This window comes from Streptococcus oralis (assembly GCF_023109155.1).
In the GTDB taxonomy this organism is placed as follows: Bacteria; Bacillota; Bacilli; order Lactobacillales; family Streptococcaceae; genus Streptococcus; species Streptococcus oralis_BZ.
The window spans coordinates 214,090-238,115 of sequence record NZ_JALDUA010000001.1 but is presented as its reverse complement, the minus strand read 5'-3'; the positions used below and the strand labels follow the sequence as shown (position 1 = coordinate 238,115).

Below are 24,026 nucleotides of genomic sequence, written 5' to 3'. Positions count from 1 at the left end.
CTCTACTGTGAAGATTTCTTCGCTAGCTGATTCTGATTCATCTGGTGCTTTTTTGTCGTCATGCTCGCATTCAGCATTTCCATCAACACAGGACCAACTTCTTGAATAGGAAAGACTTCCATTTCCATGAAAAATTGTTCATAAGGCTTGATGTGAGGATTTGCAGATTTAGCAAAGACCCAAAAAAGACGGTTGAAGAAGGTCATATCAAACTCTTCTAGCATTGAAATGTCAATGTCAGTCGCTGTCAACTCCTTGTCGGTTTCCAGCTTGTTCAATTCATTCATGAATGATTGATTTTTCAACATTGAGAACAAATCTTGAAAATAATCTTTCCCAAATTGTTGCTTGTAGGCGATAGGAGTATAGCCATTAGTGCCTAATTCATACTCCTGATCACCAACCAAAACGATTTTACGCATAGATTTTCTCCTTAAGCTGCCACCGCAGTAGGTTCATACACTTTCTTAAACCAGTTGTCATAAATTTCCTTATTATCAGCTGATGTGATAGAACGTTTAACAACCGAATCCAGAGGACGAGGGCTTGCTTTAAAGCCAAGTTCACGCTCGTTGACGTTTGTACCATTTTTGGTTTTTGAGCCATTGCCTGGACGACTCGCTGAACAGTAGTAAAGGACGTGACGTGTTTTATTCTTGTCCCCTGAAAATTCAAACATCAAGGCAAATGATGTGAATTCTGCATCAGCTTTTTCAGTCAAAACACCCGTCTGAGCATCTTTGATTTCACCCAAAATCTTAGTCGCAAACATTTCAATAATGTGAGAGATTTTGAATTTCCCTTCATACCCTTCGTTTGAGTTCATGAAGTGATAATCGATATCGTCTGCTTTGATTGGTGTTGATTCACCCTTTGGATCCAATGTCAATTCCATTGCTCCAGGAAAACGGAAAATTTCATCGTAAGCAATCACTCCATCTGCACCAATTGATTTAATTGGCGCAACGTGAACATTTTTTAAACCATAGGTTACTTTATTTTCTTGAGTCATGTCATTCCTCCTTAGTATAGATAGACCGTATAAGACTTGACATAGAGTCTTTCAGTCTCGATAAATGTTTCTTCTTGAACATCGAAAAAGAGCTCATTGGTTGTCCACAGCTCTTCCAGACGTTCTTCCAAATCTTCATCCTTACTCTCAAAAGCCAGCTCTACTGTCACGCTCTTAATCTGATGATTAACCGTATTGTCAGCTGCATTGATGGCTGGACTCGATTCATAATAGACCAGGTAAGGTAGGCCAGGAGCGTTCCCAGTTTTAAACGCTCGATAAGTGACAGGCAAGTTTGCCTGTTCCAAAATAGCAGCAAAGTCTGATAGCTTCATTTCCCAATCTCCTTGATACGCTTCTCAAAGTTCTGAATTGCTTTTTCTTCAGCGGGTTTGATGTGGACGATACCAGCGACACGGCCACCATTTCTTGAAAGGTGCCCGTTCTCAAGTATGTGAGTAAGACTTGCAACTGCGTTGAAGACAACAAAAGAGCCATTAGCCAACTTCTTCTTTTTCCAACTTCTACGATACTTTCCGTACCGTTTCGGACTTGTCTCTTTCAACTCATCCACAGTCTCATCAGCCACTTGCTCTGCAATCTTATCCACTTCTTCAGTAACCTCATCAGAGTAAGCTGCAAGCTCTTTCGCTATCAAATCAGCAAGATCATTACTCATTTCAAGACCTCTGACAAAGTCAACTCTAAAATTTCAGAATCGATAGGATAGGTTTTCAAAATGCGATATTGTTTACCTTCGAACTTCGCAAATTCTTGATTCTCATACTCAAAATTTCGAATCTCAACAACCAAGCTCGGTTTTAAACCTGCCTGATTTGCTTGATAAAATTCAGAGCGAGTAACCTTCTTTTTACGACACAACAGAGTAACTTCAACATCTTCAGAGATTGGTTGTAGTAACTTGTCCTCACCTGTGACTTTTTTAGAGATCAGTTTGATTTCATGATTCCACATTCTTGACCTCTTTCTTTGATGCTATCTGTAAATTATGCAATCGCCACTGAAGGTGACGTGGCATATCCACCCCACCCTCATAGCGATAGGCAGCATAGTCAACGATAAACATTTCATGGTCAGCACGCTCACCAACAAGCTCGATACCGAGGTTATCGGTCAATTCAGTGATGACACTTGAAATGATTTTTTCTAACGGCTTGTCTCTCAAGCTGGTTGAAATACCCAGCTTAAGCTTCAGCAATTCCAAAAGCTGACCTTCGTCCATGTTTACTCCTCAACTTCCTTAGCAGGCTCTTCAACAGTTTCCTCAACTGTTTCTTCCTGCTCAACTGCGGGCTCTTCCTTAACTTCTTTTGTTTCAGGAGCTGGTTTCTTAGGTTCATCATCTCCCAAAACTTCAAGGAAGATAGACCCAGCAGTGTTAGCACCAGTCAAAAGACCGTTGGTAAAGCTATCTGTGGGCTCATATCCCTCGCGAGGAAAGATATCGCCAACAGCATAGTCATGTTTTTCAGGATCAGCCAAGTCCTTGAAAGGACGGATTACTTTATAGCTCATACGCTACCTCCTTAAGCTACAACATCAGTGTATGTTCCGAAGAATCCAGCTTCTTCATCTACTTTCTTCACATCCAAGCGGATGAAAAGCCCAAGCAATTGTCCGTAAATGTCATTGTTCACCCATTTAACGGATACTTGAGAGCGGTCAAACTCTTTGACGAACTCAGTGACATCCCCGATGAAGAATTTCATGTCTCCTTCGTTTCCAAACACTGTGTCATCTACTTTGTAGATTGTTTTCCCACCAAATGAATAGCCAGTAGGTGAAGCCACATCAGTTTGAAGCATGTAGCGCCCATCTTTGTCCTTCACCTTGTCAAGTGCGGCAAACATTGACTTAGTTACAACGATGCTTGCTTTGTAAATTGATTTAAGCTTCTTGTTGTAGATGTCTTTAATGCCATCAAATCCAGCGGCATCTGCTTGGGTAGCTGTTTTGAGGACAGCTGTAACTAATGACAATTCAGTGTTTTCACCTTGATTGAATACTTCGTCTTCAACAATGGACATGATGTCATAGTCTGCGTCGTCAATCATTTCTTGTGACACAGGGACATATCCACGGTAAGTCTTGATTGAATAATCAATCTCGCTGATTGCTGGTTTTCCGAGTTCTGGATTTGATTTCAATTCATCTGTTGAAACCATTACACCATCTGTTTTCTTGATAACTGGATATTTACCAGATCCACTGTTAACTTTCACACGTTCAACAAGATCCAAAAGTGGATTACGTGTTTTGTTAACAAAATGAGGTTGCAAAACTTCAGTAGGGATTAAAGCTGCGCTTCCTGAATCAGTAGTTTTCAAACCTACGATGTCATGAGTTTGACCAGTACGAATGTATTTAGCAATTGCGTCACGTTTTTCCAATTTCTGTCCTCCACGTTTTTCTTGACTTGGGTAAGTCGGGGCTTTGCGATTCAATTCTTCAACTTGATTTTGCAAATCTTCGATTTCCTTTTCAAGTTGTTCTTTTTCTGCCAATTTTTCATCCAATTCTTTTTGGATATTTTCCAGGTTCTTTTCAACTGCTGAAACTTCCTCATCATTTCCAGCTTGATCCAATTTCTTCGCTTCAAGTTCAGAGCGCTTGTTCAATTCTTTGATTGATTCTTCAAGTTCTACCACTTTTTCTGCTTTGTTGCGCATGCGAGCGCCTAAAATCAATGATTTGTGCATAGGTTAAATTTCTCCTTAATTTCTTTCTTGCGCTTGTCCAGCGCTTCACGATTGGCACGCTGTTGACTTTCAAAGTCTTTCTGTCGTGCAGCAATTTCCGTTTGCGGATAGGCTGGGAAAGTACATGGACTCACTTCAAAGATTTCTAATTCTAAGATAGTGTCCAGGTACGAACCATCTGCTTGCTCTTCCGTATTGATTTTGATTGGGATGAAACCAAAGCTACATCCAATCACATCGCCACGCTGAACACGAGCATAGGCCCCAACAGCTTGCGGGTCATCCTTATTGATGATGATATCACCGTAAAGTCCGATTTCATCAACTCCTAAAATGACCGTCCCGTTACCAGTACGACCAAGCACTAAACTATCATCATGGTTAAACAATGCCCGGATGTCAGCGTTTTGAATTGCTTTTTCAACACCTTCACGCTTAATCACTTCAAAGTAACCTGGCCATAATTCAGTAACTTCATCAAACTTGATAAAGTACCCACTCAAAATCAAATCACCAGTTTCACTTTCTTCTCGTGTTTTGAACTGAGCAGTGCGATAGCTATTCCGTTTGTTCATTCTCTTCCTCACCCCCTTTCAGTTTCTTCTGGTCCCCAAGTCTGTCTTGCGGTAGATAATTTTCAAGAGCAAGGAGCTCATCCATATCAGGATCTGGTGGCATCCCAAGCCAATCCCTCCACTCATTTCGACGCATTGCCATGCTTTTAGTCATCTGTTCAGCAACTGAAGATAACTCTGTAATGTCATACGAATAAAGCGAGCGAGCATTAAGTTTGAAATACCGATTATTTGAAACGAGTAAGTCTCTCGTTAAGGTCTGAGTGATCGTCGTAGCAATGCTCATGACCGTTGTATTGACAAAGTTGTTGTATTCTTCTTTGTCAAAGCTACCAACTCCCAAAATAAAAGCTGGAACTCCCAAAAGCCCAGCAACTGTTTTCTTGTCAATTTCAACAGATTCATTAATAGCGATATCTTTTAAGCTAAGCGGCTTAACCTGCTCTACACCCAACAAAGCATCAGGAATAATCCACGGCTCACCTGCCTGACTTGTTGCTAAATATTTCTTAGCAACCCTGTCTCGTCCCTCTTGCGTGCCCAATTCTCCATCCGAAGAATCAACCTTAACAATCAGGCTAGGAACGTTCTTGCCATTCATAAAGCCTTTTTTGATTTGAGTAGCAAGGTTTAAATTCCTAACAATATCCCTCAGAGCAAGTCTGTAGCCAGTCCCTACAAATGGATTGTCTGGATCTGGGTTGATTACAAAGTGCACGATTTCGCTTGGGTTGTAGTCGATACCACGATAATTCACGATATAACCAACATCATCACTTTTGAAGGAAACTTCACTCATAGAGAATGGTCTCAGGTTCAAAATATAATCATTCACAGGATCATACTCAACATGAAGAACTGAGTTTCCGTCACCGAATAGCAATAGGTCACGCACAATCTTGAAAATCCAAGTTTTGCGAGTCATGTTGTCGCATGGATTCACATCAATCTTGCGAGCCAGTCCGTCTTTTATTCGGATATCGCCTTTATCAGTATTCTCCATCAAGTGAATAGTCATGTTCGACACCATGTCAGCAATCTTATTGACCGCAGCAATCACATCAGGATTGCGGGCCAAAGGCACATAGCTATCACCGTCAATATAAAGCCCAAAATCTGAATGAGTGATAACATTCGTTCCACCTCGACCCTTACCACGTTTCAAAAACCTATCTAAAAGCCCCATCTTTCCTCACCTCCTTTCTCTAATCAAAGAAGCTCATGACATTCTGATTCTTACCAAGATTAGCAAGAGCTTGAATGCAAGCAAAAACGCTGGCATCGAACAAGTCAATTCTTGCAGTACCACCGTCACCATCTAATTTTTCATATTGCACAGCATCATCCACCTTTTCAATTGCTCTAACATTGCTCACACAGTATTCGTAAGCGTCCGAATGAAGATAGTAAAATTCTTTATTCTTAACTTTGAACTCAATCCGTCTGAATCCCTCTGATTTCAGATAAAAAAGCTGAGGTTGGTCAATCATCTTGAACCGAGCTTGTTTCATCTTCGTCAGGAACTCACGACCAAACTTCCTATCCATTCCGACAGCAGCAATCTTGAACCCTTTCTCTCTCATCTTGATGAACCATTTAACAATATCATCATAGAGAACGGTCGGAGTATTGCTCATTGTTAACCACCCATCAGACTGCCAGCCAAAGAGTGGAATCCCGTCATCATTGGCTTTCTTTTGAGCGTTGACACGAGGAAAGAAAGCGTGTGTGATGCAAATATCAACATCTTTTTCACCATCATGATAGACACCATAAAGAGCAGCAGCTGTCAAGTCGTGCAACCTTGATAAGTCAGCACCACCATACCATTGGATTGGCAAGCGTGCCAGCTCCTCTAGGGTCCAATCGTATTGACTATCTGAAGCTATGAACTCATCAGGATTGAAGTAAGCGTTCATTGAGTTTGTAAAGACATTCAAAGTCTTGTTGAAAAACTCATTTCTTGTCTGTGGATCATTCATAGCCTGCTCAGCTTCTTCTCTCAGAGCCTTGAGCGATACCGTCACACCCCACGATGGGTTGGCTTTCTTAAGCACATTCTCGTCTAGGTAATCACCGACATCTCCATCTGTTGACTGGTCAGCTTTGCAGATAAACATAAACAAGGAATCATCCTTGACCAATTGCTTAAGAACCTTTTGACAATATTTCAGACGGTTAGCAAGGAAACCAGTAGGAATATCACCAGCCGTAGAGATAACAAAAAGCATACTGTTTCGGTATGCTGACATTGTTTTCTTCATAAGACCGTACTTCTTGCTGTTTCTCATCGTGTGAGCTTCGTCTAGGATAATTACATTACCGTTCAAAGAATCCAAACGACTTTCATCGTTGGCCAGTGCCTGGATAAAGAAAGAACCCTCAATACCAAAATTAGCAGTGATTGAGTGTTCCTGGTTGTTATCCTTGATACGAATATTCTTGTCATTCCATCGCTCTACATTGAATTTTAAGAATCCAAAGGCTTCCATAGCTTGCTTGACCGAGTTGGCCACGATGTAGCATTTTGAACCGCTATCCGTGTCTAATATTTGATAAGCAAGTGCGATTGCAGCAGTAAATGAGGTCTTCCCATTCTTCCGAGCAAGCATGATAAGCGCTTCTTTGAACCTGCGCTCGTTTGACCCCTTGTAGTAAAACCCAAATAGATTAACAACCACAAAGTGTTGCCAGGGTTGCAAGAGCAAGGGTTTGTTACGGATAGATACCGCAAACATATCATCACCCTGCTGATGGACTATCGTGTTTTCGATGAAGTGGACAACGAAATCAACGATTTCCTCATCCATGTCAAATTCTGGATTCTCAAGATCACGAATGAACCTTTCAGCAGCAAGAATATTCTCCTCGCAATGTTCCTCTCTGTGAGAAATGACGTGCCGAGCATACTCTTTCGCTTTATCAAGATTACCCATTGCCAGTCACTCGCTTCTTCTTGATTTCATTCTTGAACTTCAGGACCTCAGTAAGAACTGAATCACCTTCTTGTTCTACTACCTCACCGAGCGACTTAGGATTCATCATAAGCTGATTAGAGTAGCTGAGGATGTCTTTCCTCAAAATTTCCATCGCTGTCAAGATTGGAACTTTGCGCTCATTCTCAGCACCAGCCTTATTGACGTAAGTGTCTGTTACTGGATAACCCATGTCAGCATAATCTTGAGCAAGTTTCTGATACTGGTATAACATACCTGCGAAAATGTCAATGATCATTTCGAACTCTTTCCGATAAGTGCCCAAGTCTTTCATCTGCTTGACCACTTTTGACTTAATAGACTTCGCTGTAATTGGTTTAGCCAAAAACTACCTCCTTTCGTCAAAATCGCTTAGTTTTTACCCCCTTTTTGTTTGAAGGTCCCCGACTTGGAAAAAGTTCCCTTCACCGGTACCCTACTGGCCAAAATGAATTTTTAAAGAGGTGGGGGGTATCCATAAAATTCTTCAAATTCCTTTTTTCTCTTTCTTTGCCAAAATAATCCTTGATTGATAATCTTATCATTCTTTCTATCGTGAAACGTATTGTGTTTCTTGTTTGTTAGTGGCAAACAATTCCACTCGACGAATTCAAGTTCAGGATATTCAGATACAGGGAAGATATGATGTACCATTTCAGCTGCTACTGAAATTCCATACCTCAAACTTTCCTGACAAAGATAGTCGAACTTCCGCATAATCTTATCACGGAACTTCTCCCACTTCTTAGACTTCAAGGATGGTCTGACAGGTTTGTTGTACATAGCAAACCTCCTTTCCAATACTAAAAGGGACAGGCCAGTGACCTATCCCCTCTCATACAAGAAAACCATGCTACCATAATAAACCTTTTTTTGTGAGACTTCAAGATGTCTTTTGTCTCATTCTTTTTTATTTTTGTATTCGCTAATAGAAATGATTTTGTTATTGTCTTTGATATGCTTATAAAATCTAATTGATTCTGGGTGAATTTCACTAACCACAATTTTCCCTTGTATCCCTATGTCGCTTACTTCGAGGCTTAAAGTTTCATCGCCAATGCTTCCTAAAATTTGAATTTTATCTTTGCTTGATATTTTTTTAGAAATCAAATTCAAAATTCTTTTCAGTATTTTTATCATAGTCATACCTCTTGTAACTATACCAATTTTATCCCTCACCTTCACATATCTTATATTTTGTTAAACTCACTCTAAATCTCAAACCCTTACTAAGCATGGGTTTTAAAGAGTTTCATTTTTTCAGTTTATGCTTAACTCATTATGTGAAAGTAATATCTAAAAAAATTAAATGACAAAGTTCCGTAGTGCGTCATCAAGCTCTGCTTGCTCTATCCCTATGTATCTCAGGGTGATTGCAGGTGATGAGTGATTGAACATTTTCTGCAATGTCCCTACGTCCTTTGTCTTGTTGTAATATTTATAGCCAAATGTTTTTCGCATTGTGTGAGTACCGACATTATCAATGCCTAGTTCTTCAGCTGCTTCATGTATGATTTGATAGGCTCGCTCACGAGTGATTGCTTTATTCTGACCTTGCCTACTCTTGAATAAGAAATGATGAAATGGTTTGTCTTCGACATATCTCCTCATTTCTTTCTTGAGCTCTTTTGTCATCCGTCTTGTTATCTGCTTGCCAGTCTTCCGTTCTCTCAGTTTGATGTGCCAACCTTGAACATCTTTAACTTTCAAGGTAAGTATATCTCCGACTCGCAAGCCAGTATTCAGGCCTGTAATGAATAGCATATAATACATCTCATTCCACTCTTTGAGATAATCTTTCATTGCCTGAATGTCATCATTATCTTTTATCGGTGATACAAATTCCATATTCTACCTCCTTTCCACAAAACAAAAAGCCAGCATTTGCTGACTCTTGACGATACTTCTGTTGGACAACTTTTCTGACTAGAATTAAGGATGACTCCTAAAGTGTGATGTGTGTTTTTGTTTCAGAAGTTCATGCTATCATAATAACCCTTTTTTTGTGAGACTTCAAGATGTCTTTTGTCTCATGTTTATTTATAGCTCACCTTTCAAAATAGCGTACTGCTCTAGGATAATCCTTCTACGTCGATAGATTGTAGCTTTGCTCATGAATTTCTGTTCTGCTATTTCTTCCCATCTCAGTTGAGGATATCTCCAGCGCAGATTAAAGATTTCCTTATCCTCATCAACTAGATTGATCAGGAGTTTGTTAATAATAGCTTTGAACCCTTCGAGAAATTTTAAGGTTGGATCATCCGCTATTCTGATTGCAATGGTTTCGGTAGGTTTGCTTATTCCTACGCTGGGCCCACTTTGAGAATCTGGATTCCGAGTTTCTAGTTCTAGCCTTCTCAAATCTATTGTCCGTTGAATGTTTTGAAATTTGAAAAGTTCTCTGTCTAATGTTTTGAGGTCTTCGTCGCTTAATTTCTTCAATTCCTACCCCCTCGATATCTTCGTGACTGCTTCCACTTGATAATCTTACCGTCGTTATTGTTGTTGAAATAATCTGGCAATCTTGCTGTTGGACTTTCTTTATAGACAACTTTCTCAACGACCTGGACTCCAGGCATCATTTTATCATCTATCCACCCAACAAGCCACGCAGGGTTTACATCATAGGTTTTAGCAATCATTTCAATTTGCTTAATGGACGGATATCCACCTCGCTCGTACAAATGAATTGTGTTTTGGGAGACACCTGTATCTCTGGCCATGTCTTTGACAGAGATACATAGGTCCTCTCTAAGTTCTTTCAATCTTAGCTTCATCTTGCTCTCCATTTCCTAGTATTAGCCTTTATGAACTCAGCCTGCTCTTGCATCTGCTTCCATTCGTAATCCATGATAATTTCAAGTTGATTATTACAAAGGGCTTTTAAGAAATCATTTTGAGCTTCTAGTTTCTCAATATCCTTATAGGCCCTTTCATACAGTTCATCTTCCAGAAATCTAATGCGTTCTGCCATTGCTTCCTGAATAATGATGTAAGTTGGTTTCTTGTATTTTGTCATTACAATATTACCTCATCTCCTATTTTTAGAGATTCATAGCTTGTTTGAGTAACTACGAATATTCCGTAATTTTGCACTGTGATAGTGAACATGTCGCCTATTTTTTCTTTGTGGGTGATTCTGCCTTTGATTTCAGCGCCTTGATTATCTGCCTTGTAGATGAGCATCGGGCGCTTTTCTTCTAGTTTTTTAATGTGGATACTCTGCCAAATATTTAATCCAGCAGACAATAATATCCAGATTGCGATGAATCGTTTCAATCTGTGACCTCTCTAATCTTTTCTTCAATAGTTACGATTGTGTCATTATGATGTCCACCGTGTGGAACTAATAGAACACGAATTATTTCAAATCCATTCTTTTTACCTATCCCACCACTATTCCATCCAAATGAAATAACTTTTCCACCAATTTTCACAATTCTCGCTATCTCTTTCTTCTGCTTTGTCCAGAATGTAGATTGAGTTGTTTCTTTGTTTACAGGCAATCCAACCCCCTTATATACTTCTGAAATTTGTCTTGTTGAATATGGAGGATCATAGAGAATTCCGTCAACGGAACTATCAGGAAACATCTTTAGAAACTCTAGAGCATCAAGATGATAGTCTGTATCAAATTCAGTATTTAAGTCATTTGTTATCGTAGCGATTTTAGAATTATTTGCAAAAGGATCAATCCACAAGCCACCTAAGACCTCTTCGCTTAAAATGTCTGCGATTGGCTTTATTGAAAATGTATTTTTAGATGGATATCCCCAAATTCGTTCAATCTTCATCACTCCACCTCATCAAAATAACTATGAAATTTACTTAGGTTCACAATAGCGACCTCTTCAACAGAATGCTCTTCAATATCAAAACCTGGATCGTTTTTCCCAAACTCTTTCTTTATGGCTTTTTCAGCAAGCGAAGGTAAAGCGAATATACTTGCCCCATTTCTTAAAGCGAGCGCTTGACCGTGTTTGTTTACTACTCGATAACCTACATCAAATGGTCTGATTTTCGCAGGGATTTTTATGCGTTTGCTTTCAGTTTTTATAGCTTGTTCAAGTGTTTGTACCATCACTCAACCTCCTTAATCTCAATCCCTGGGCAATCGAATACCCAGCCGAAATTGGCTTCTTCTAGTTCTTTGCGAGTGTGGTTTGTGCTATGAATCTTAGAATTGCCACTTATGCCAAAGTACCAAGTACCAAGTTTTTTGTTATAGGCTAGACATCCATTGAGACGATTCATACCTTTCACCTTAACCAAATACCGCTTCTCTTCCTCGACCTCGTAGCCGTCAAGCCATGCATGGGCGAAAAGTTCTTGATTGCTCGTCTTTTTAATCCATAATGTTAAATCGAAACTTTGGTTGTTTTCTCTCATAAAATTTGGATTCATAGCAGTATATAGACTATTTGTTAAATGTTCTTTACAAACCTCAATCCAATCCGCCACAACCTGCGGTATTGTGACTTTCTCACGTTCAATTGATTTGTAAATGAATCTCTCGTCTATGCTCACGATTTCTCCACTGACGACTTGAATTTTCTTTTCCATAGCCCCCGTTGTGTCTACTAGAAAACCAACTTCATATCCCTCGATAAACACTTTTTCTTTATTCATCTTCCAACTCCTTCTGTTTGTTTTAAAAAAATCCAGCTCTTGCCCATCATGGCTCAAAGACACAAGAGCTAGCAAATTCTTTATACGTCATTCGTCCAAGTCTGACGCATATTCTAGCTCGCTTTTAACGTGGTTCGCGGCACGTTGATTTTGTCGCTAAGTAATAGCAATCTACCGCACCATAATCAAAACGTACATCGTTTCTTCCGATATATTTTTTAAATCTTGGTCTAGTAATGCCAGAGAATGCCCATTGATGGTCTTTCATCCGTTCGATAAGTTCATCCACATTGTTAAAACTTCCAAGGTAAAACTTGCAGTGTCCATTGTAGACGAAGTAGAGTTCAATCATCTTTGCAAAACTCCTTGTAGATTTTTTCAAAAATTTCTGACACCAATTTTTTAGGTATATTAGATCTCTCGTTGTATGATTTTGAGAAATTCTTCCACTCTATGTCTTGCTTGATAATTTTATTTTTAAGATTAAGTTCAATATTGCTTCCAAAAATCGTCCGTTTTTGTAAAGGATAATCATAATTATTGTATCTAGCTAGGTTTTTGTATGGAATTCTGAATCCAATAATATCCTCAATGTAAGGCCACAGTCTGTCAGCAGCTGGATTCTCAATAACCCAAAATTGTGGTCTATATCTTTTTATGATTTCTATTGTGTTGAAAGCTGTTAGCTCGCCATTGACCCTTTTTAGAAATTGTCTGTCATACTGATAATTTATATAGGCTGACTCGTAATCCTGATTTGCCCTAATTGTGAACGGTGAAGGTCTTACTTGCGGAGCAAACAAGCTATCAGAAACATCATTGCGTTTCCAACACGCATTCCCGTTTTCCATTGCAGAAGCATTTGACCACGATTCACATGGCGGACTTGCTATGATTAAATCTGGTCGTGGTAGCTTGTCAAGCGTATCAAAAAGTGTGTTGTCTCCAAACAGTCGCCCATAGTCAGCAAGATTCAAATTTATAAAATGATCGTTCTTGTTTTCAATATCTATTCCAATCGGATAGATGTCAATGTTCGCCCCCCCTGAACGGCTTAAATATTTCGCACCTTTAAGATACGAACCATTCCCGCTATCAAAAAGCGCCCAAACTACCATTTCTTTGATAATCAATACCTCCTATCCTTCATCCCAGACGGATACACAAAGCACCTGCCAGTTGCTCCCTCAAAAATACGACTTGATAAAGCACCATTCCCGAAATCGTCCGAATAAAGCTCTTTAATCTCTTCGCTACTCAAATTCGTGTTGATAATCGTATTGGTCCGATTATCCAGGATCTTGAACAATATCTGATGCGCCCATTCATTTCGCTTCGTGTCAGCCTTGCGACTCTCTTTCCCGAGGTCATCTAAGAAAAGGAAATCAACCTCAGACAGTAGCTTGACCATCTTCGCTTCTGAAAATCCATTGTCAAACTCAAAGCTTTCACGGATTTTGTCAAACAAGGTCACAACCGACACAAAAAGCACGCTTTTCGGTTCATCATAAGACTTGAACTGCTCATTGAGAAACCGAGCAAAGCCATAGGTCAGATGACTCTTACCAACACCAGACGGACCAGTGATGATAGCATTCCCAGTCTCACCCTTGGCATAGCAGCGCTCCAATCGCTTCACAAAATTCATAGCATTTTCATCGATGTCAACTCGAATTTCATAGTCATGTAGCGACTTGCTGGCCAGCTTGCTTGAAACGATACTGTCACGAGCAAAGACTTCGTAAGTATACGATAGTTTACTTTTGACCTCGGATTCCATATTTAGTTGCTTTTCAAAGCGTCGAATATTCTCTTTCTCACACTCAGGACATTGACTGATTTCCTCAACCTTGCCCTTGACAGGGATTTTAACAGACCAAAGATGGCATCCATGAATTTCACAGACATCATCAAGAACTATCCTAGTCTTGAATTGTTTAAACTGTTTCATCTAAAACCCTAGCCTTTCGTCTGTTTTCTTTTCACGTTTAACAACATTTCCTTGATTCAAATAACCGTCGAACTTCGTTCCAAAGAGGGTTTCTGGTCTCAAGTATTTCGCATACTTCGTACCTGACCAATCCTTAACCATGTTATCAATCACCTGCTTAAAGTCATCTAGTCGATATCCTTCAGACCATCTAGCCTTAATCAGAGATCTGTTCTTCTGAACATTATCTCTATAATTCTTTCCAGTCTTTGAATTGAGATAATCGATAATTTCTTTGTAAGGGATATTGTCAGGTTCTTTAGGGTAGGTAGTTAAGCTATCCTCATCTAAGCTAACCTCACCTGCCCTATCCTGTGTATCCAAACGGTATCCATTTGGTATGACATTTTCCAAAGGTTTTAACACAGCTGTTTTTGAGTGGTCATATTCTAGTTGATTTTTTTCATCCTGATGTAAAGTAGACTGAAATCTGTCAGATCTGATATAATTGTGGATTCTCCAGTGTCGGATAACAACCACTCCACTTTCAAACGGAATCAAGAATCCTTTTGCGATAAGTAACTTCATGTCATCATCACTTGCCCCAATTGTTCTCTGGGTAGTCTTAGCCTTATCAATGAACCCTTCATCATCTGCCCCCATATTAAGATGAAAATAGAGAGCTTGTGATGATAAAGGCATCTCAAGAAATCTGTCTGTTTCAGTAATCTTCCTGCTAAACATTCTCCGTTGTGCCATCTTCTACTCCTCCACACTTGAAAATTTTGTGTATTCTTTGTGAAAATACAACTTCACTGTCCCTAGACTGCCGTGTCGGTTCTTTTCCAGGATCAGCTCTGTCACATTGTTCGCTTCTTGACTGTCAGCTTGCTCTTTCTGATAATAGGCATCACGGTACAAGAAAGCTACAATATCAGCATCTTGCTCAATAGAGCCAGACTCTCGCAAATCTGCAAGCATCGGACGCTTGTCCTGTCTCTGCTCAACTGCCCGGCTTAACTGTGACAAGGCAATGACAGGTACTTTCAAGTCCTTAGCTAGTATCTTCAATTCTCTAGAAATCTCAGAAACCACCTGCTGTCGATTCTCGCCTTTTGATCCAGTGATCAGCTGCAAGTAGTCAATGATAATGACTCCAAGACCTCCCATTTCCTGAGCAAGCTTTCGAGCCTTTGAACGTATCTCAGAGATGCGAATGCCAGCCGTATCATCAACGAAAATAGGGGCGTCATAGAGATTCCCTTGTGCATGCACTAGCCTACTCCATTCCTCAACACTCAGATTCCCAGTTTTTAGGTGATACCCTTCTACCATGCCCTCGGATGCTAACATCCGCTCAATCAAGCTTCCCGCCCCCATCTCAAGCGAGAAAATAGCCACAGGCTTTTTCTCTTTTACAGCGATGTACTGAGCGATATTCAGAGCTAGCGCCGTTTTACCCATAGCAGGGCGAGCAGCAAGGATGATAAGATTATCCTCATGAAGGCCGGTCGTAATCTTGTCCAGTCCAACGAACCCAGTAGATAGACCTGTCACAACTCCATCTGTCTGCGAGCGAGTCTCCACCATTTGCATGTGTGTATCAAGGATATCAGCCACATTACGAAATCCAGTGCCCGTATTTTGATTGCTTATGTTAAGCATTGACTTTTCAGTTTTAGCAATAATATCACCGATTGAGACATCGCCTTGGTAAGCGCTAGAGAGTGAATCCGACAAGTCAGCGATTACTTTTCGGAGTGTAGCTTTTTCTTTAACAAGCTTTGCGTAATGCTCCACATTCTTTGATGTCGGAGTTGAGTTTACTAGCTCAACAACGTAGTTGATGCCCCCAACAGTTGAAATGTCCCCTTGATTTGTAAGTGCAGACACCATAGTTGTGGCATCGATTGGCTCACCTTTTGCAAGCAGAGACAACATGGTTTTAAACACTATCTTATTTGCAGGCTTGTAGAAATCATCAGGGACCAATTCATCTGCTAGAGAGATGAGAGAGTTAGGTGAAATAAAGACAGACCCGAGAACCGACTGCTCCGCTACTGGATCATGAGGTAATATTCTAAATTCATCCATCATTTCCCCTCCGTTTTAATCCACAAATGTTTCTTTTCGTGTCACGGGATCAATGTCCACACGTCGGCCAGTTTTAAAGTCGATAAACCCTTTTTCAAATTGTGGCGCTTGAAATTGAATGGTCTTTTTCTGTCTCATGGCCATTTTAAGCTTGACATTCATCAGCAGCGATTCAATCAATACTACTGATACTAGTGTGCCTACTGCGATAATTTGTAAATTGTTCATGTTTTTATCCTCTTTTGTGCTATAATATAGTCAAATAATTTTGCTAAGACCTTGTCCAGAAGCCTTTTAGTAAAGTTATTATAGTTGATTAGAGAGCCATTCTTTGATGGCTCTTTTTGACCATTTCTTACCAGGGAGTTCTTTAGGAAATCCCTTCATGTAACGATAATTATTTGAAAATGTGTCATAGTTGATTCCTAGAAAATCACAGGTAGTGCTCACATCCATCAGCTCTGGATAGTGGTCACTATCTTTTTCTATTTCAACCAACCTTGTGATCGTGTCCTTGATAATGGATTTGATCCAGTCTGTTAACGAAAGTAGAACGTTATCCATCTTCTTCCCCTCCTACACTTCGTCAAATGAGTTCAATTTCATGATTTTCATCTTGGTATTGGTGCTTGGCTCCCAAGTCATCCAATAGGCCAATGCGGCTTCTGCAAACTTCTTCGGTAGCAAGTCATAGCGACTGATATTGAAGTGGTCTTTAAAGTCAATCTCAGCTTGTCTAAATACCGATTGAGCGAAGATTTTATCCGCATAAGCTGGACTATCAATCCCACCCAAACAAGCCACAACCCGAGCCTTGCGCTTCTTCAGTAGCGACTGAGCATAGCTTGGGTGAATCGGTTGCTCACTCTTGAGGTAGTCAATATCTTCCAACATGGTCGCCTGCTGTTCACGCAATTTCTTCTGGCCAGTAAATAGAGCGATGAAGGCATCCTCATCCAAATCCTCACGGATAAATCCGCCCTGCTTGCGAATAGCTGGCAAGACCTCTGATGTCACCCAGCGCTTGAACTCTTTCGCTTGAGGTAATTTGCTGGATAAGATAAGAGAGTAGAGACCAGATTCGTTGATGATGATAGGGTTTTGATTTCTACCCATGGCGTCACGAATCGTTACCCCATCTGTCTTATCATCATCATCTACATGGTCAAAAATTGCTTTTCTTGAATTCGCATATCCTAAGATATCCGCAACATCTTTCCCAACGAACCACGGATCGTCATCAATTGTCAAAGTACGGACTTCCTGCCCGTGAAAATTAAAAATTTCGTTCATAGTATTCCTTTCTACGCTCTCTCCTTTTGCTATAATATAAGCAGAAAGGAGGTGAGAATATGAAACAATTCATCAAAGATTGTTTTGATGAGAGTGATGAGAATGATTCAATCACAATCACTTTCTCAAATGGTGATAAAATTGACTTTTTCCAAGTATATGATGATTGCTCTGACACTGCGAATCATATAGTTCTTGTCGAAGTTAAAACGGATTTTCGACATCTAGTCAATCTTGATTATGTAGTACACATTCGTTCAAATGCGTAATCTTTCTGCACCTAATTTTTATGATTAGGTGTTTTTTGTCGCATAGCACGTTTTCTGATAGCTTTCCCCAAACAATCAGCTAGGTGAATCATGCCAGGAATATTCCATCCCTTGATGGAAGCAATAGCTCCTAAAGCTTCATAATAGGTTTCTGTATGTGCCAAAACATCGTCAACCATATTTTCAAAATGTTTCTCAATGATTTCTTTGATGAGATCATTATTTTGTTTCTTTACGTCCATCTCAACCCTCCTACTCAATCACCTTACTGCCTACTACCAATCGTTTAACGACAACGTCCATCTCCTTAAATTCGGCATTCTCTGCACAGTATCGGACGCTCTCGCTGATAATGTGACAAATGGATACTCCGTATTCATTCGCCAGCTCCGTAGCAATATCCCAGGCATCTTTGTCAATCCGTGTTACTTTTTGCGCTGCGTTGTTCATAATGCTCCTCTTCTTACTTTTCCTAGTGTTAAAATAGTTTCCCAAACATCTAGTCCCTCAAGACTATCGATCATCATCTGACTAAGTTGGTGATTTTTCTTCTGCCAATTCAGTATTATTTTTGCTTGCATGTATGGACCTCTCAGTGATTTCTCCAAGGGTTTTCAATACCCAAAACATCTACGATTTTTTCTTTCACATAATCACTTCCTTTTCCATACTTCAGCAGTTCTGAAATGACCGATGGTGCTACAGATACTTGTTTTGCCAATTCAGCTTGGGTCATATCCAACTCAATCAAACGAGTTTTGATTTTAGCCTTGATTATCTTTAGTTCTTTACTCATATTTTCCCTTTCTATATTTCTCTGCTTCTTTTGAAATTTTCAAAAGCATTGAAAGTCCCCCAATTACTCCATTTAGATACCCTCGCCCATAATCTGTCGCTAAGAGTTCCAATAATTCTTTCAGGTCTTCTTCGTTCATCTCTGACCTCCTTTTTAAAAAATTATCTAAAAAGTTAGCGAACTGCTTGACAAATTCTAAAACTAGTTTTAGAATATAGACATAGAGAAAAGACCTACTAAAAGTAAGTTTTACCTATATAAAACGGACGCCAATCAGTTTTGTAAGGCTTTATTTTTTAGTTGTCTTGTTCGCTAACTCTTTAGCTTACGAATACTATTTTAAAACTAGTTTTAGAATTTGTCAAGAGTTTTTATAACTAATTTTAAAATATTTTTTCGTAATGCTTAGAAAGGTTGAAATATCAATGTTCTTAGCATTCGACAGAATTAAAGAATTGGCTGATAAACAGAAAATTTCTTTAAATATTTTAGAAGAAAAGTTAGGATATAGTACAAATTATCTTTATAGTCTAAAAAAAGGTAACCCAAAATCTGACAGACTACAAGAAATAGCCGATTATTTTGGTGTTAGTACAGACTACTTATTAGGTCGTACTGAAAATCCTAATCTTGCAGATGATACCAAGGAGTATACATGGCAAGGGAAAGTTCTAAATGTTGAAGAAATGGCATCAAATGTCATGATGTTTGGCGGTCGAGAATTAACAGATGAAAAGAAGAAAATCATCCAGTCTATCATTGAAGGTTATCTCAAAGAAGCTGGTGATTAGAGGTATTGCTTAGTGACTGAAAAAGAAATTATAAGTCATTTTCAGATTCGTATTATGGATTTTGATGGAGATTTGATGCCTGACGAACTTGGATTTTACGAAAAAGAAACCAATACAGCTTTCCTATCGAGCAAGCTCAATAAAAATGAGAGAGTTAAAGTCCTACTGCATGAATTAGGACACAAGGATCACACACGCTCAGAGTACCAGAACGCTCGCCTACGCTGTGAAAACGAAGCTGATAGGAATATGATCCATCATCTCGTAAAAGATGCGATAGAAAGCTTAGACGACCCTACAGAGTTTGATTACCTCAAATTCATGTCCCACTACAATCTAAAAACCGTGACAAATGAAATCATGGTAAAAGAGGAATATTATAATTTAGCAAATATAATTTAAGGAGATGTTATGAACAAAGAAAAAGATTCTAAACCTTTTTATAAAAAAGTTTGGTTTTGGATATTGGTAGCTATCTTAGCTATCGGTGGTTCAAATGCTCTTACAAAACAAACGTCAAGCAAAGCAGACGAAGAAAAAGCAAGTGCGCTTAAAACAGCTCAAGAACTTGTCGAAAGTAAAGCGTCATTTTCTGAAAAAACACTTCTTTGGTATTTAACAGAAAGTGCGAGTCACAAATATTCAAAGAAAGCTGCTCAATATGCTGTTGAGAATGTTGGTGATGTTTGGGTTAATGAAGCGCTCGATATTGCAAAAGAAGAAAGAAGTGAAGGTAAGACTGACCAAGAAATACTTAAAAGTTTGACAGATAAAGATGCTCAGTTTACTGAAGAACAGGCCCTGAAAGCTATTGAAAAATTAAATGAATAAAAAAAGCCCCACAATCGCCCTCGCCAAAGTTTGATTGTGAAGCTTAGCTTAGATAAAAATCAGCCATTAAAAAGGCCTCTTTTCTATATTCTATTTTACACCATGAAAGGGGTGATGTCAATATTCTCAACGTTTAGACCTTGTCCAGAAGCTGATAAACAAGGAGAATACAATGAAATACATTAAAACAAAATATCCAAATATCTATTACTATGAGACCGCCAAAGGCAAGCGCTACTATATCAGACGATCTTTCTATTTTCGTGGTAAAAAGAAAGAGATTACTAAAAGTGGTCTCACAACACTCCCACAAGCTCGTGCAGCCTTGACAGAGATTGAGCAACAAATCCACGATCAGGAATTGGGTATCAATACGAATCTAACACTTGATCAGTATTGGGGTATCTATTCTGAAAAGAGATTATCAACAGGGCGCTGGAATGACACTTCCTACTACCTCAATGACAATCTCTATAAGAACCATATCAAGCCAAAGTTTGGTTCTGCCATGCTTAAAAATTTGGATAGAAATGAGTATGAACTCTTTATCGCTGACAAGTTGCAAAACCATACAAGATACACTGTTCAAACCCTCAATTCCAGCTTCATGGCATTGCTGAATGATGCCGTGAAAAGTGGGAATCTGCTCTCAAATCGCTTGAAAGGTGTCTTTATTGGCCAGAGTGATATCCCTGCTGCTAACAAGAAAGTGACTCTCAAAGAGTTTAAGACTTGGATAGCAAAGGCAGAAGAGATTATGCCAAAACAATTCTACGCTCTGACCTATCTTACCATTTTTGGATTGAGAAGAGGGGAAGTCTTTGGTTTGCGTCCAATGGACATCACTCAGAACGACAGCGGACGGGCTATACTGCATCTTAGAGACAGCCGAAGCAACCAGACCTTGAAGGGAAAAGGAGGGCTTAAAACGAAGGATTCAGAGCGATATGTCTGCCTTGATGATATCGGAACAGACCTAATCTATTATCTGATAGCTGAAGCCTCTAAAATTAAGCGAAAGTTAGGAATTATCAAGGAACAACAAAAAGATTATATCACCCTGAACGAAAAAGGTGGTCTCATCAATCCAAACCAGTTAAATAGAAATTTCAATCTAGTGAATGAAGCGACAGGATTGCATGTAACACCTCACATGATGCGCCACTTCTTCACAACTCAAAGCATTATTGCAGGGGTTCCGCTTGAACAATTAAGCCAGGCGCTGGGCCATACAAAAATCTATATGACCGATCGTTACAATCAAGTAGAGGACGAACTTGCTGAAGCGACAACAGACCTATTTCTTAGTCATATTCGCTAAAAAATCCCCGCCAAAATCTCAAAAAGTCCCCGCCAATTCCCCGACCAAAATCCGAAAAATACCAAAAAATATCGAAAAATGATTTTTAGAATAGTCCCCAAAAGCCTGAAATAGAGCCAAAAAACTCCACCTGATTTGGTGGAGTTAAGGGAGATTATTATGAAAAAGAAAAGTTTAGGATTTCATTAAATAAAGGGTACTCAATGAAAATCGAAATCAGACTAGGCAGATAGACGCAAGCATAACTATAGTTAGCTAAGTCGACTCTAACGAAGTATGGTGAGATTTTCGAAGAGTATTAGGAGGTCTTTATTTAATGATTATATAATACAAGATGAATCTTAAAGCTAACTTAACTTTTTCTCTGATTTATCATTTTTTAAAAAATTTTTTTCAAATGGATTTTTCCTCTCCAAATCATAAAAAAGCCACCTGATGGGGTGACTTCTTTAGGAGATTATGATGAAAAAGAAAAGTTTGGGATTTCATTAAATAAAGGGTACTCAATGAAAATCGAAATCACACCAGGCAGATAGGCGCAAGCATAACTATAGTTAGCTAAGTCGACTCTAACGAAGGTTGATGAGATTTTCGAAGAGTATTAGGAGGTCTTTATTTAATAACTATATAATACACAAGGAGACTTAAATTTTACTTAAGAAAAAATATTTTTTTATCTTTTTCGATCCACCCAAATCATGCCTGTACAATCATAAGTAGATAAGGTTTCAAATCCCAGAGAACGATAGAATCCCAAGGTTTTTTCTGTCTGTTCGGTCACTAGTTGGACTTGATAGGCATCTTTGTAATCACCTAAAGCCTCTTTCATTAAGGCACTGCCAATCCCTTGGCGCTGATAGCTAGGCAAAACGATCAAATCCTGAACAAAAATCGATGAAAAACCATCTCCAACCAAACGGACCAAGCCCACCACGGCATCGCCATCAAGTGCTATATAAATCGCTAATGAGTGAGACAAGGCTTTCTTCAACATCTGAGGTTGATGTGTATAATTTGTCCATCCAACTGCCTGATAGAGATGCAAAACATCCTCTAGCTTGACAATTTCTTGCCTTCTAATAGTCATCATCTCAATACCTCTCAGAATTCTCTCAAGCTCTTGTACTGTCGTCCATTTTTATCAAAATTTTCAGGAGTCAACCATGTTTCTAAACGAGCTTTGACTTGAGGCCAGTCCTTATCAATCATAGACAACCAATCCGTATCTCTCGTACGCCCCTTATAAACAACTGCCTGGCGGAAGGTTCCTTCATAAACAAAGCCCAAACGCTCCGCAGCTCGTCTTGATGGCAGATTTAGAGCATCGCATTTCCACTCATAGCGACGATAGTTAAGCTCCTCAAAAACATAGCGAGCTAGGAGATATTGAGCCTCTGTCCCTATACGTGTTCCCCTTAATTCTGGAGAAAAAGTGACGGCACCCACTTCTATTACTCGGTTATTCTGGTCAATACGCATGAGAGAAAAAGTCCCCAAAGCCTTACCAGTTGCCTTGTCTATAATCGCATAGTAAAAACGGTCCTTACGAGCCAACATCTGATTTAAGACAGTAACCAGTTCCTCCATATCTGCCACTGGTTCCTGAAAGAGGTAGGTCCACATCTCCCGAGGAGTATCTGGACCATAAACAGCTAATAAATCCTCCGCATGCTTTTCCACCGAAAGAGCCTCTATCCGAGCGTAGCACCCTTCTAAGAAATCAATGGAAGGCAATTCTCCTGGAGTATAACCTTCCATTGACTCACCAATTATCTGACCATATTCATTTACTGGCATTGTTTTCTCCTTGTTTTACGCTGAAAATACTATATCATAATTTGCTCTATATGGAAACTAGCACTCTCCTCAAACCTCATCCTCAACACTACATTAGTGATTCGTTTTCTTTCTTTTATCTTCTAAGGCTTGATTAATTCGTTGGGTGAGCTTGTGAGTTTGCCAGATCTGGTACAACCATATCAGTCCATAAATTAATAAGAAAAAGAACCAAAGCAAGGGACTCAACAATGCTGAACCCCAGCCAAAAAATAGGTAGGTTAATACTAAAATAGTAGCTGTCGCTAACAAATGAACTCCTACACGCATACTATAAGCAAAAAACTCCAGTCTTTCAAGGATTAAGGTCAATACCCCCATAATTCCACTCATCAAAAACAAAGCTAGAATATTTTTTGTCGTTGGTGCGGGATAGGTAATACCTGAATAAAACTGAGCCAATAACACCAAACTCAAATAAACAAAGGAGGCCGTACGCATTCCCGATACAAAATAAGCAATCAATCGCTTCATGATTTTCTCCTATAAACCTAGATAATCCATTAAGGACTTAACGTATTTCCTACTCACACTCGATTTGAGACCCCGAGTCATCTTAGCCATCATGTTCCCTGAAAAGCTATCCGATAATGACTCTAAATGGTCAATGTTTATAACTGAATGACGCGATATCTGTATAAAGTTACGTCGATTAATTCGATTCTGAAAGTTTGTCAATGTTTCCTTAGTTTTATAAATCCCATCTACCGTATAAATGGTCAACAAATTCTTATCGATATCTGCTAGAATAAGATCCTCAATTTTCACCATAACCAGATGATCATCCGTTCGAATAGGAATGACCACCTGATTGGTCGTTGAAAATTGTTCTAAATACTCCATGACCTCTCTTGCTTGGTCGGTTAACTGAGCCGCCTGAATTAAAATGTGTGGGTCTTTTTCTGAAAACTCTGTCTTCATTTCAAAACGAATCTTCATTTTCTCTCCAATACA

The 24,026-nt window shown here is 39.3% G+C and carries 43 protein-coding genes; 5 read left to right on the top strand and 38 right to left on the bottom strand.

The features are described from left to right. Window positions 1–2: 2 nt before the first annotated feature. From M1F63_RS01305 to M1F63_RS01160, 30 genes are all read right to left on the bottom strand, one after another. Window positions 3–422, bottom strand: a complete 420-nt coding sequence (locus M1F63_RS01305) for a hypothetical protein (RefSeq protein ID WP_247940536.1) — start codon at window positions 420–422, stop codon at window positions 3–5. An 11-nt stretch (window positions 423–433) separates the two neighbouring features. Further along, window positions 434–1,012 (bottom strand): major tail protein, encoded by a 579-nt coding sequence (locus M1F63_RS01300; RefSeq protein WP_033585115.1) that lies wholly within the window; start codon window positions 1,010–1,012, stop codon window positions 434–436. Between the two features lie 11 nt (window positions 1,013–1,023). After that, a complete protein-coding gene (locus M1F63_RS01295) occupies window positions 1,024–1,347 on the bottom strand; it encodes a hypothetical protein (RefSeq protein WP_247940535.1) in 324 nt (107 codons plus the stop codon). Then, window positions 1,344–1,691 carry an HK97 gp10 family phage protein gene (locus M1F63_RS01290; protein ID WP_000063884.1) on the bottom strand — a complete coding sequence of 116 codons (348 nt, stop codon included), beginning with the start codon at window positions 1,689–1,691 and terminating at the stop codon, window positions 1,344–1,346. The genes M1F63_RS01295 and M1F63_RS01290 overlap by 4 nt, the downstream gene beginning before the upstream one ends. Continuing rightward, entirely contained in the window at window positions 1,688–1,987 is a 300-nt protein-coding gene (locus tag M1F63_RS01285; protein WP_247940534.1) for a phage head closure protein, read from the bottom strand. Before M1F63_RS01285 ends, M1F63_RS01290 begins: the two co-directional genes overlap by 4 nt. After that, the gene (locus M1F63_RS01280) at window positions 1,974–2,255 is read right to left on the bottom strand and encodes a phage head-tail connector protein (protein WP_000343284.1); all 282 of its coding nucleotides are present in this window, start codon (window positions 2,253–2,255) and stop codon (window positions 1,974–1,976) included. The genes M1F63_RS01285 and M1F63_RS01280 overlap by 14 nt, the downstream gene beginning before the upstream one ends. Before the next feature lie 2 nt (window positions 2,256–2,257). Beyond that, window positions 2,258–2,548, bottom strand: a complete 291-nt coding sequence (locus M1F63_RS01275) for a hypothetical protein (RefSeq protein WP_247940533.1) — start codon at window positions 2,546–2,548, stop codon at window positions 2,258–2,260. Window positions 2,549–2,559: 11 nt separating this feature from the next. Beyond that, the gene (locus tag M1F63_RS01270; protein WP_247940532.1) at window positions 2,560–3,732 is read right to left on the bottom strand and encodes a phage major capsid protein; all 1,173 of its coding nucleotides are present in this window, start codon (window positions 3,730–3,732) and stop codon (window positions 2,560–2,562) included. Continuing rightward, window positions 3,717–4,307 (bottom strand): HK97 family phage prohead protease, encoded by a 591-nt coding sequence (locus M1F63_RS01265; protein ID WP_033585101.1) that lies wholly within the window; start codon window positions 4,305–4,307, stop codon window positions 3,717–3,719. Before M1F63_RS01265 ends, M1F63_RS01270 begins: the two co-directional genes overlap by 16 nt. Beyond that, window positions 4,291–5,493 carry a phage portal protein gene (locus tag M1F63_RS01260; RefSeq protein ID WP_247940531.1) on the bottom strand — a complete coding sequence of 401 codons (1,203 nt, stop codon included), beginning with the start codon at window positions 5,491–5,493 and terminating at the stop codon, window positions 4,291–4,293. Before M1F63_RS01260 ends, M1F63_RS01265 begins: the two co-directional genes overlap by 17 nt. A 19-nt stretch (window positions 5,494–5,512) precedes the next feature. Then, entirely contained in the window at window positions 5,513–7,243 is a 1,731-nt protein-coding gene (locus M1F63_RS01255) for a terminase large subunit (RefSeq protein ID WP_247940530.1), read from the bottom strand. Continuing rightward, window positions 7,236–7,628, bottom strand: coding sequence for a P27 family phage terminase small subunit (locus M1F63_RS01250; RefSeq protein ID WP_033585096.1), 393 nt, complete (start codon window positions 7,626–7,628; stop codon window positions 7,236–7,238). The genes M1F63_RS01255 and M1F63_RS01250 overlap by 8 nt, the downstream gene beginning before the upstream one ends. Before the next feature lie 110 nt (window positions 7,629–7,738). Continuing rightward, the gene (locus M1F63_RS01245) at window positions 7,739–8,065 is read right to left on the bottom strand and encodes an endonuclease (protein ID WP_070837074.1); all 327 of its coding nucleotides are present in this window, start codon (window positions 8,063–8,065) and stop codon (window positions 7,739–7,741) included. Between the two features lie 117 nt (window positions 8,066–8,182). Continuing rightward, window positions 8,183–8,428 carry a hypothetical protein gene (locus M1F63_RS01240; RefSeq protein WP_247940529.1) on the bottom strand — a complete coding sequence of 82 codons (246 nt, stop codon included), beginning with the start codon at window positions 8,426–8,428 and terminating at the stop codon, window positions 8,183–8,185. Between the two features lie 159 nt (window positions 8,429–8,587). Next, complete coding sequence (locus M1F63_RS01235; RefSeq protein WP_223327204.1) at window positions 8,588–9,130, bottom strand: site-specific integrase; 543 nt, start codon at window positions 9,128–9,130, stop codon at window positions 8,588–8,590. A 192-nt stretch (window positions 9,131–9,322) separates the two neighbouring features. Next, complete coding sequence (locus M1F63_RS01230; RefSeq protein ID WP_015997053.1) at window positions 9,323–9,724, bottom strand: hypothetical protein; 402 nt, start codon at window positions 9,722–9,724, stop codon at window positions 9,323–9,325. Then, window positions 9,721–10,059, bottom strand: coding sequence for a helix-turn-helix domain-containing protein (locus M1F63_RS01225; protein WP_024056613.1), 339 nt, complete (start codon window positions 10,057–10,059; stop codon window positions 9,721–9,723). Before M1F63_RS01225 ends, M1F63_RS01230 begins: the two co-directional genes overlap by 4 nt. Further along, window positions 10,056–10,301, bottom strand: a complete 246-nt coding sequence (locus M1F63_RS01220) for a hypothetical protein (protein ID WP_024056614.1) — start codon at window positions 10,299–10,301, stop codon at window positions 10,056–10,058. The genes M1F63_RS01225 and M1F63_RS01220 overlap by 4 nt, the downstream gene beginning before the upstream one ends. Beyond that, the gene (locus M1F63_RS01215) at window positions 10,301–10,561 is read right to left on the bottom strand and encodes a DUF1372 family protein (protein ID WP_247940528.1); all 261 of its coding nucleotides are present in this window, start codon (window positions 10,559–10,561) and stop codon (window positions 10,301–10,303) included. Before M1F63_RS01215 ends, M1F63_RS01220 begins: the two co-directional genes overlap by 1 nt. Then, window positions 10,558–11,076: an adenine-specific DNA methylase gene (locus tag M1F63_RS01210; RefSeq protein WP_247940527.1), complete on the bottom strand. Its 519-nt coding sequence runs from the start codon at window positions 11,074–11,076 to the stop codon at window positions 10,558–10,560. Before M1F63_RS01210 ends, M1F63_RS01215 begins: the two co-directional genes overlap by 4 nt. Further along, window positions 11,076–11,363 (bottom strand): hypothetical protein, encoded by a 288-nt coding sequence (locus tag M1F63_RS01205; RefSeq protein ID WP_247940526.1) that lies wholly within the window; start codon window positions 11,361–11,363, stop codon window positions 11,076–11,078. Before M1F63_RS01205 ends, M1F63_RS01210 begins: the two co-directional genes overlap by 1 nt. After that, entirely contained in the window at window positions 11,363–11,911 is a 549-nt protein-coding gene (locus M1F63_RS01200; protein ID WP_247940525.1) for a DUF1642 domain-containing protein, read from the bottom strand. Before M1F63_RS01200 ends, M1F63_RS01205 begins: the two co-directional genes overlap by 1 nt. 124 nt (window positions 11,912–12,035) lie before the next feature. After that, entirely contained in the window at window positions 12,036–12,263 is a 228-nt protein-coding gene (locus tag M1F63_RS01195; RefSeq protein ID WP_247940524.1) for a hypothetical protein, read from the bottom strand. Further along, the gene (locus tag M1F63_RS01190) at window positions 12,256–13,029 is read right to left on the bottom strand and encodes a DNA cytosine methyltransferase (RefSeq protein WP_247940767.1); all 774 of its coding nucleotides are present in this window, start codon (window positions 13,027–13,029) and stop codon (window positions 12,256–12,258) included. The genes M1F63_RS01195 and M1F63_RS01190 overlap by 8 nt, the downstream gene beginning before the upstream one ends. Window positions 13,030–13,040: 11 nt before the next feature. Then, entirely contained in the window at window positions 13,041–13,862 is an 822-nt protein-coding gene (locus tag M1F63_RS01185) for an ATP-binding protein (RefSeq protein ID WP_247940523.1), read from the bottom strand. After that, on the bottom strand, window positions 13,863–14,600 hold the full coding sequence (locus M1F63_RS01180; RefSeq protein ID WP_247940522.1) for a conserved phage C-terminal domain-containing protein: 738 nt from the start codon (window positions 14,598–14,600) through the stop codon (window positions 13,863–13,865). A 3-nt stretch (window positions 14,601–14,603) separates the two neighbouring features. After that, window positions 14,604–15,935, bottom strand: coding sequence for a replicative DNA helicase (gene dnaB / locus M1F63_RS01175; protein WP_247940766.1), 1,332 nt, complete (start codon window positions 15,933–15,935; stop codon window positions 14,604–14,606). Between the two features lie 15 nt (window positions 15,936–15,950). Then, entirely contained in the window at window positions 15,951–16,163 is a 213-nt protein-coding gene (locus tag M1F63_RS01170; protein ID WP_247940521.1) for a hypothetical protein, read from the bottom strand. A 78-nt stretch (window positions 16,164–16,241) separates the two neighbouring features. Next, a complete protein-coding gene (locus M1F63_RS01165) occupies window positions 16,242–16,499 on the bottom strand; it encodes a DNA-binding protein (protein ID WP_247940520.1) in 258 nt (85 codons plus the stop codon). A gap of 12 nt (window positions 16,500–16,511) precedes the next feature. Further along, entirely contained in the window at window positions 16,512–17,228 is a 717-nt protein-coding gene (locus M1F63_RS01160; protein WP_247940519.1) for an ORF6C domain-containing protein, read from the bottom strand. A 59-nt stretch (window positions 17,229–17,287) separates the two neighbouring features. Between M1F63_RS01160 and M1F63_RS01155 the strand changes: the two genes are divergently transcribed. After that, complete coding sequence (locus M1F63_RS01155) at window positions 17,288–17,497, top strand: hypothetical protein (protein WP_247940518.1); 210 nt, start codon at window positions 17,288–17,290, stop codon at window positions 17,495–17,497. An 11-nt stretch (window positions 17,498–17,508) separates the two neighbouring features. On the opposite strand, the gene M1F63_RS01150 is transcribed toward M1F63_RS01155, so the two are convergent. The 4 genes from M1F63_RS01150 to M1F63_RS01135 all read right to left on the bottom strand — a co-directional run bounded on the left by M1F63_RS01150 (window position 17,509) and on the right by M1F63_RS01135 (window position 18,432). Then, window positions 17,509–17,739, bottom strand: coding sequence for a hypothetical protein (locus tag M1F63_RS01150; protein ID WP_247940517.1), 231 nt, complete (start codon window positions 17,737–17,739; stop codon window positions 17,509–17,511). 10 nt (window positions 17,740–17,749) lie between these two features. Beyond that, window positions 17,750–17,947, bottom strand: coding sequence for a hypothetical protein (locus M1F63_RS01145; RefSeq protein WP_247940516.1), 198 nt, complete (start codon window positions 17,945–17,947; stop codon window positions 17,750–17,752). Window positions 17,948–18,089: 142 nt separating this feature from the next. Beyond that, window positions 18,090–18,293, bottom strand: a complete 204-nt coding sequence (locus M1F63_RS01140; RefSeq protein WP_084953659.1) for a helix-turn-helix domain-containing protein — start codon at window positions 18,291–18,293, stop codon at window positions 18,090–18,092. Continuing rightward, window positions 18,286–18,432, bottom strand: a complete 147-nt coding sequence (locus tag M1F63_RS01135) for a hypothetical protein (protein WP_192855251.1) — start codon at window positions 18,430–18,432, stop codon at window positions 18,286–18,288. Before M1F63_RS01135 ends, M1F63_RS01140 begins: the two co-directional genes overlap by 8 nt. Window positions 18,433–18,718: 286 nt before the next feature. Here M1F63_RS01135 and M1F63_RS01130 point away from each other — a divergent pair, with 286 nt between their 5' ends. The 4 genes from M1F63_RS01130 (at window position 18,719) to M1F63_RS01115 (ending at window position 21,236) form a co-directional block, all read left to right on the top strand. Continuing rightward, window positions 18,719–19,084: a helix-turn-helix domain-containing protein gene (locus M1F63_RS01130; RefSeq protein ID WP_007519039.1), complete on the top strand. Its 366-nt coding sequence runs from the start codon at window positions 18,719–18,721 to the stop codon at window positions 19,082–19,084. A 12-nt stretch (window positions 19,085–19,096) separates the two neighbouring features. Beyond that, window positions 19,097–19,486, top strand: coding sequence for an ImmA/IrrE family metallo-endopeptidase (locus tag M1F63_RS01125; RefSeq protein ID WP_247940515.1), 390 nt, complete (start codon window positions 19,097–19,099; stop codon window positions 19,484–19,486). A gap of 9 nt (window positions 19,487–19,495) precedes the next feature. Further along, window positions 19,496–19,915 carry an Ltp family lipoprotein gene (locus M1F63_RS01120; protein WP_075229578.1) on the top strand — a complete coding sequence of 140 codons (420 nt, stop codon included), beginning with the start codon at window positions 19,496–19,498 and terminating at the stop codon, window positions 19,913–19,915. Between the two features lie 172 nt (window positions 19,916–20,087). Further along, window positions 20,088–21,236: a tyrosine-type recombinase/integrase gene (locus tag M1F63_RS01115; protein ID WP_247940514.1), complete on the top strand. Its 1,149-nt coding sequence runs from the start codon at window positions 20,088–20,090 to the stop codon at window positions 21,234–21,236. Window positions 21,237–21,909: 673 nt separating this feature from the next. On the opposite strand, the gene M1F63_RS01110 is transcribed toward M1F63_RS01115, so the two are convergent. From M1F63_RS01110 to M1F63_RS01095, 4 genes are all read right to left on the bottom strand, one after another. Beyond that, the gene (locus M1F63_RS01110) at window positions 21,910–22,326 is read right to left on the bottom strand and encodes a GNAT family N-acetyltransferase (protein WP_247940513.1); all 417 of its coding nucleotides are present in this window, start codon (window positions 22,324–22,326) and stop codon (window positions 21,910–21,912) included. Between the two features lie 11 nt (window positions 22,327–22,337). Beyond that, window positions 22,338–23,033, bottom strand: coding sequence for a GNAT family N-acetyltransferase (locus tag M1F63_RS01105; RefSeq protein ID WP_001144886.1), 696 nt, complete (start codon window positions 23,031–23,033; stop codon window positions 22,338–22,340). Between the two features lie 93 nt (window positions 23,034–23,126). Further along, window positions 23,127–23,546, bottom strand: coding sequence for a DUF3021 family protein (locus tag M1F63_RS01100; RefSeq protein WP_247940512.1), 420 nt, complete (start codon window positions 23,544–23,546; stop codon window positions 23,127–23,129). 9 nt (window positions 23,547–23,555) lie between these two features. Then, window positions 23,556–24,011 carry a LytTR family DNA-binding domain-containing protein gene (locus M1F63_RS01095; protein WP_000701939.1) on the bottom strand — a complete coding sequence of 152 codons (456 nt, stop codon included), beginning with the start codon at window positions 24,009–24,011 and terminating at the stop codon, window positions 23,556–23,558. Window positions 24,012–24,026: the final 15 nt, after the last annotated feature.

What these genes read in the sequence shown, in the direction of transcription:
- M1F63_RS01275 (WP_247940533.1), bottom strand. Translation starts at nt 2,548, where the DNA reads ATGAGCTATAAAGTAATCCGTCCTTTCAAGGACTTGGCTGATCCTGAA.
- M1F63_RS01095 (WP_000701939.1), bottom strand. Translation starts at nt 24,011, where the DNA reads ATGAAGATTCGTTTTGAAATGAAGACAGAGTTTTCAGAAAAAGACCCA.
- M1F63_RS01205 (WP_247940526.1), bottom strand. Translation starts at nt 11,363, where the DNA reads ATGGTACAAACACTTGAACAAGCTATAAAAACTGAAAGCAAACGCATA.
- M1F63_RS01100 (WP_247940512.1), bottom strand. Translation starts at nt 23,546, where the DNA reads ATGAAGCGATTGATTGCTTATTTTGTATCGGGAATGCGTACGGCCTCC.
- M1F63_RS01285 (WP_247940534.1), bottom strand. Translation starts at nt 1,987, where the DNA reads ATGTGGAATCATGAAATCAAACTGATCTCTAAAAAAGTCACAGGTGAG.
- M1F63_RS01115 (WP_247940514.1), top strand. Translation starts at nt 20,088, where the DNA reads ATGAAATACATTAAAACAAAATATCCAAATATCTATTACTATGAGACC.
- M1F63_RS01105 (WP_001144886.1), bottom strand. Translation starts at nt 23,033, where the DNA reads ATGCCAGTAAATGAATATGGTCAGATAATTGGTGAGTCAATGGAAGGT.
- M1F63_RS01135 (WP_192855251.1), bottom strand. Translation starts at nt 18,432, where the DNA reads ATGAACGAAGAAGACCTGAAAGAATTATTGGAACTCTTAGCGACAGAT.
- M1F63_RS01160 (WP_247940519.1), bottom strand. Translation starts at nt 17,228, where the DNA reads ATGAACGAAATTTTTAATTTTCACGGGCAGGAAGTCCGTACTTTGACA.
- M1F63_RS01200 (WP_247940525.1), bottom strand. Translation starts at nt 11,911, where the DNA reads ATGAATAAAGAAAAAGTGTTTATCGAGGGATATGAAGTTGGTTTTCTA.
- M1F63_RS01280 (WP_000343284.1), bottom strand. Translation starts at nt 2,255, where the DNA reads ATGGACGAAGGTCAGCTTTTGGAATTGCTGAAGCTTAAGCTGGGTATT.
- M1F63_RS01190 (WP_247940767.1), bottom strand. Translation starts at nt 13,029, where the DNA reads ATGGTAGTTTGGGCGCTTTTTGATAGCGGGAATGGTTCGTATCTTAAA.
- dnaB (WP_247940766.1), bottom strand. Translation starts at nt 15,935, where the DNA reads ATGGATGAATTTAGAATATTACCTCATGATCCAGTAGCGGAGCAGTCG.
- M1F63_RS01270 (WP_247940532.1), bottom strand. Translation starts at nt 3,732, where the DNA reads ATGCACAAATCATTGATTTTAGGCGCTCGCATGCGCAACAAAGCAGAA.
- M1F63_RS01185 (WP_247940523.1), bottom strand. Translation starts at nt 13,862, where the DNA reads ATGAAACAGTTTAAACAATTCAAGACTAGGATAGTTCTTGATGATGTC.
- M1F63_RS01150 (WP_247940517.1), bottom strand. Translation starts at nt 17,739, where the DNA reads ATGGACGTAAAGAAACAAAATAATGATCTCATCAAAGAAATCATTGAG.
- M1F63_RS01290 (WP_000063884.1), bottom strand. Translation starts at nt 1,691, where the DNA reads ATGAGTAATGATCTTGCTGATTTGATAGCGAAAGAGCTTGCAGCTTAC.
- M1F63_RS01170 (WP_247940521.1), bottom strand. Translation starts at nt 16,163, where the DNA reads ATGAACAATTTACAAATTATCGCAGTAGGCACACTAGTATCAGTAGTA.
- M1F63_RS01165 (WP_247940520.1), bottom strand. Translation starts at nt 16,499, where the DNA reads ATGGATAACGTTCTACTTTCGTTAACAGACTGGATCAAATCCATTATC.
- M1F63_RS01295 (WP_247940535.1), bottom strand. Translation starts at nt 1,347, where the DNA reads ATGAAGCTATCAGACTTTGCTGCTATTTTGGAACAGGCAAACTTGCCT.
- M1F63_RS01155 (WP_247940518.1), top strand. Translation starts at nt 17,288, where the DNA reads ATGAAACAATTCATCAAAGATTGTTTTGATGAGAGTGATGAGAATGAT.
- M1F63_RS01195 (WP_247940524.1), bottom strand. Translation starts at nt 12,263, where the DNA reads ATGATTGAACTCTACTTCGTCTACAATGGACACTGCAAGTTTTACCTT.
- M1F63_RS01225 (WP_024056613.1), bottom strand. Translation starts at nt 10,059, where the DNA reads ATGAAGCTAAGATTGAAAGAACTTAGAGAGGACCTATGTATCTCTGTC.
- M1F63_RS01260 (WP_247940531.1), bottom strand. Translation starts at nt 5,493, where the DNA reads ATGGGGCTTTTAGATAGGTTTTTGAAACGTGGTAAGGGTCGAGGTGGA.
- M1F63_RS01180 (WP_247940522.1), bottom strand. Translation starts at nt 14,600, where the DNA reads ATGGCACAACGGAGAATGTTTAGCAGGAAGATTACTGAAACAGACAGA.
- M1F63_RS01235 (WP_223327204.1), bottom strand. Translation starts at nt 9,130, where the DNA reads ATGGAATTTGTATCACCGATAAAAGATAATGATGACATTCAGGCAATG.
- M1F63_RS01130 (WP_007519039.1), top strand. Translation starts at nt 18,719, where the DNA reads ATGTTCTTAGCATTCGACAGAATTAAAGAATTGGCTGATAAACAGAAA.
- M1F63_RS01220 (WP_024056614.1), bottom strand. Translation starts at nt 10,301, where the DNA reads ATGACAAAATACAAGAAACCAACTTACATCATTATTCAGGAAGCAATG.
- M1F63_RS01140 (WP_084953659.1), bottom strand. Translation starts at nt 18,293, where the DNA reads ATGAGTAAAGAACTAAAGATAATCAAGGCTAAAATCAAAACTCGTTTG.
- M1F63_RS01210 (WP_247940527.1), bottom strand. Translation starts at nt 11,076, where the DNA reads ATGAAGATTGAACGAATTTGGGGATATCCATCTAAAAATACATTTTCA.
- M1F63_RS01305 (WP_247940536.1), bottom strand. Translation starts at nt 422, where the DNA reads ATGCGTAAAATCGTTTTGGTTGGTGATCAGGAGTATGAATTAGGCACT.
- M1F63_RS01300 (WP_033585115.1), bottom strand. Translation starts at nt 1,012, where the DNA reads ATGACTCAAGAAAATAAAGTAACCTATGGTTTAAAAAATGTTCACGTT.
- M1F63_RS01240 (WP_247940529.1), bottom strand. Translation starts at nt 8,428, where the DNA reads ATGACTATGATAAAAATACTGAAAAGAATTTTGAATTTGATTTCTAAA.
- M1F63_RS01255 (WP_247940530.1), bottom strand. Translation starts at nt 7,243, where the DNA reads ATGGGTAATCTTGATAAAGCGAAAGAGTATGCTCGGCACGTCATTTCT.
- M1F63_RS01110 (WP_247940513.1), bottom strand. Translation starts at nt 22,326, where the DNA reads ATGATGACTATTAGAAGGCAAGAAATTGTCAAGCTAGAGGATGTTTTG.
- M1F63_RS01265 (WP_033585101.1), bottom strand. Translation starts at nt 4,307, where the DNA reads ATGAACAAACGGAATAGCTATCGCACTGCTCAGTTCAAAACACGAGAA.
- M1F63_RS01120 (WP_075229578.1), top strand. Translation starts at nt 19,496, where the DNA reads ATGAACAAAGAAAAAGATTCTAAACCTTTTTATAAAAAAGTTTGGTTT.
- M1F63_RS01245 (WP_070837074.1), bottom strand. Translation starts at nt 8,065, where the DNA reads ATGTACAACAAACCTGTCAGACCATCCTTGAAGTCTAAGAAGTGGGAG.
- M1F63_RS01145 (WP_247940516.1), bottom strand. Translation starts at nt 17,947, where the DNA reads ATGAACAACGCAGCGCAAAAAGTAACACGGATTGACAAAGATGCCTGG.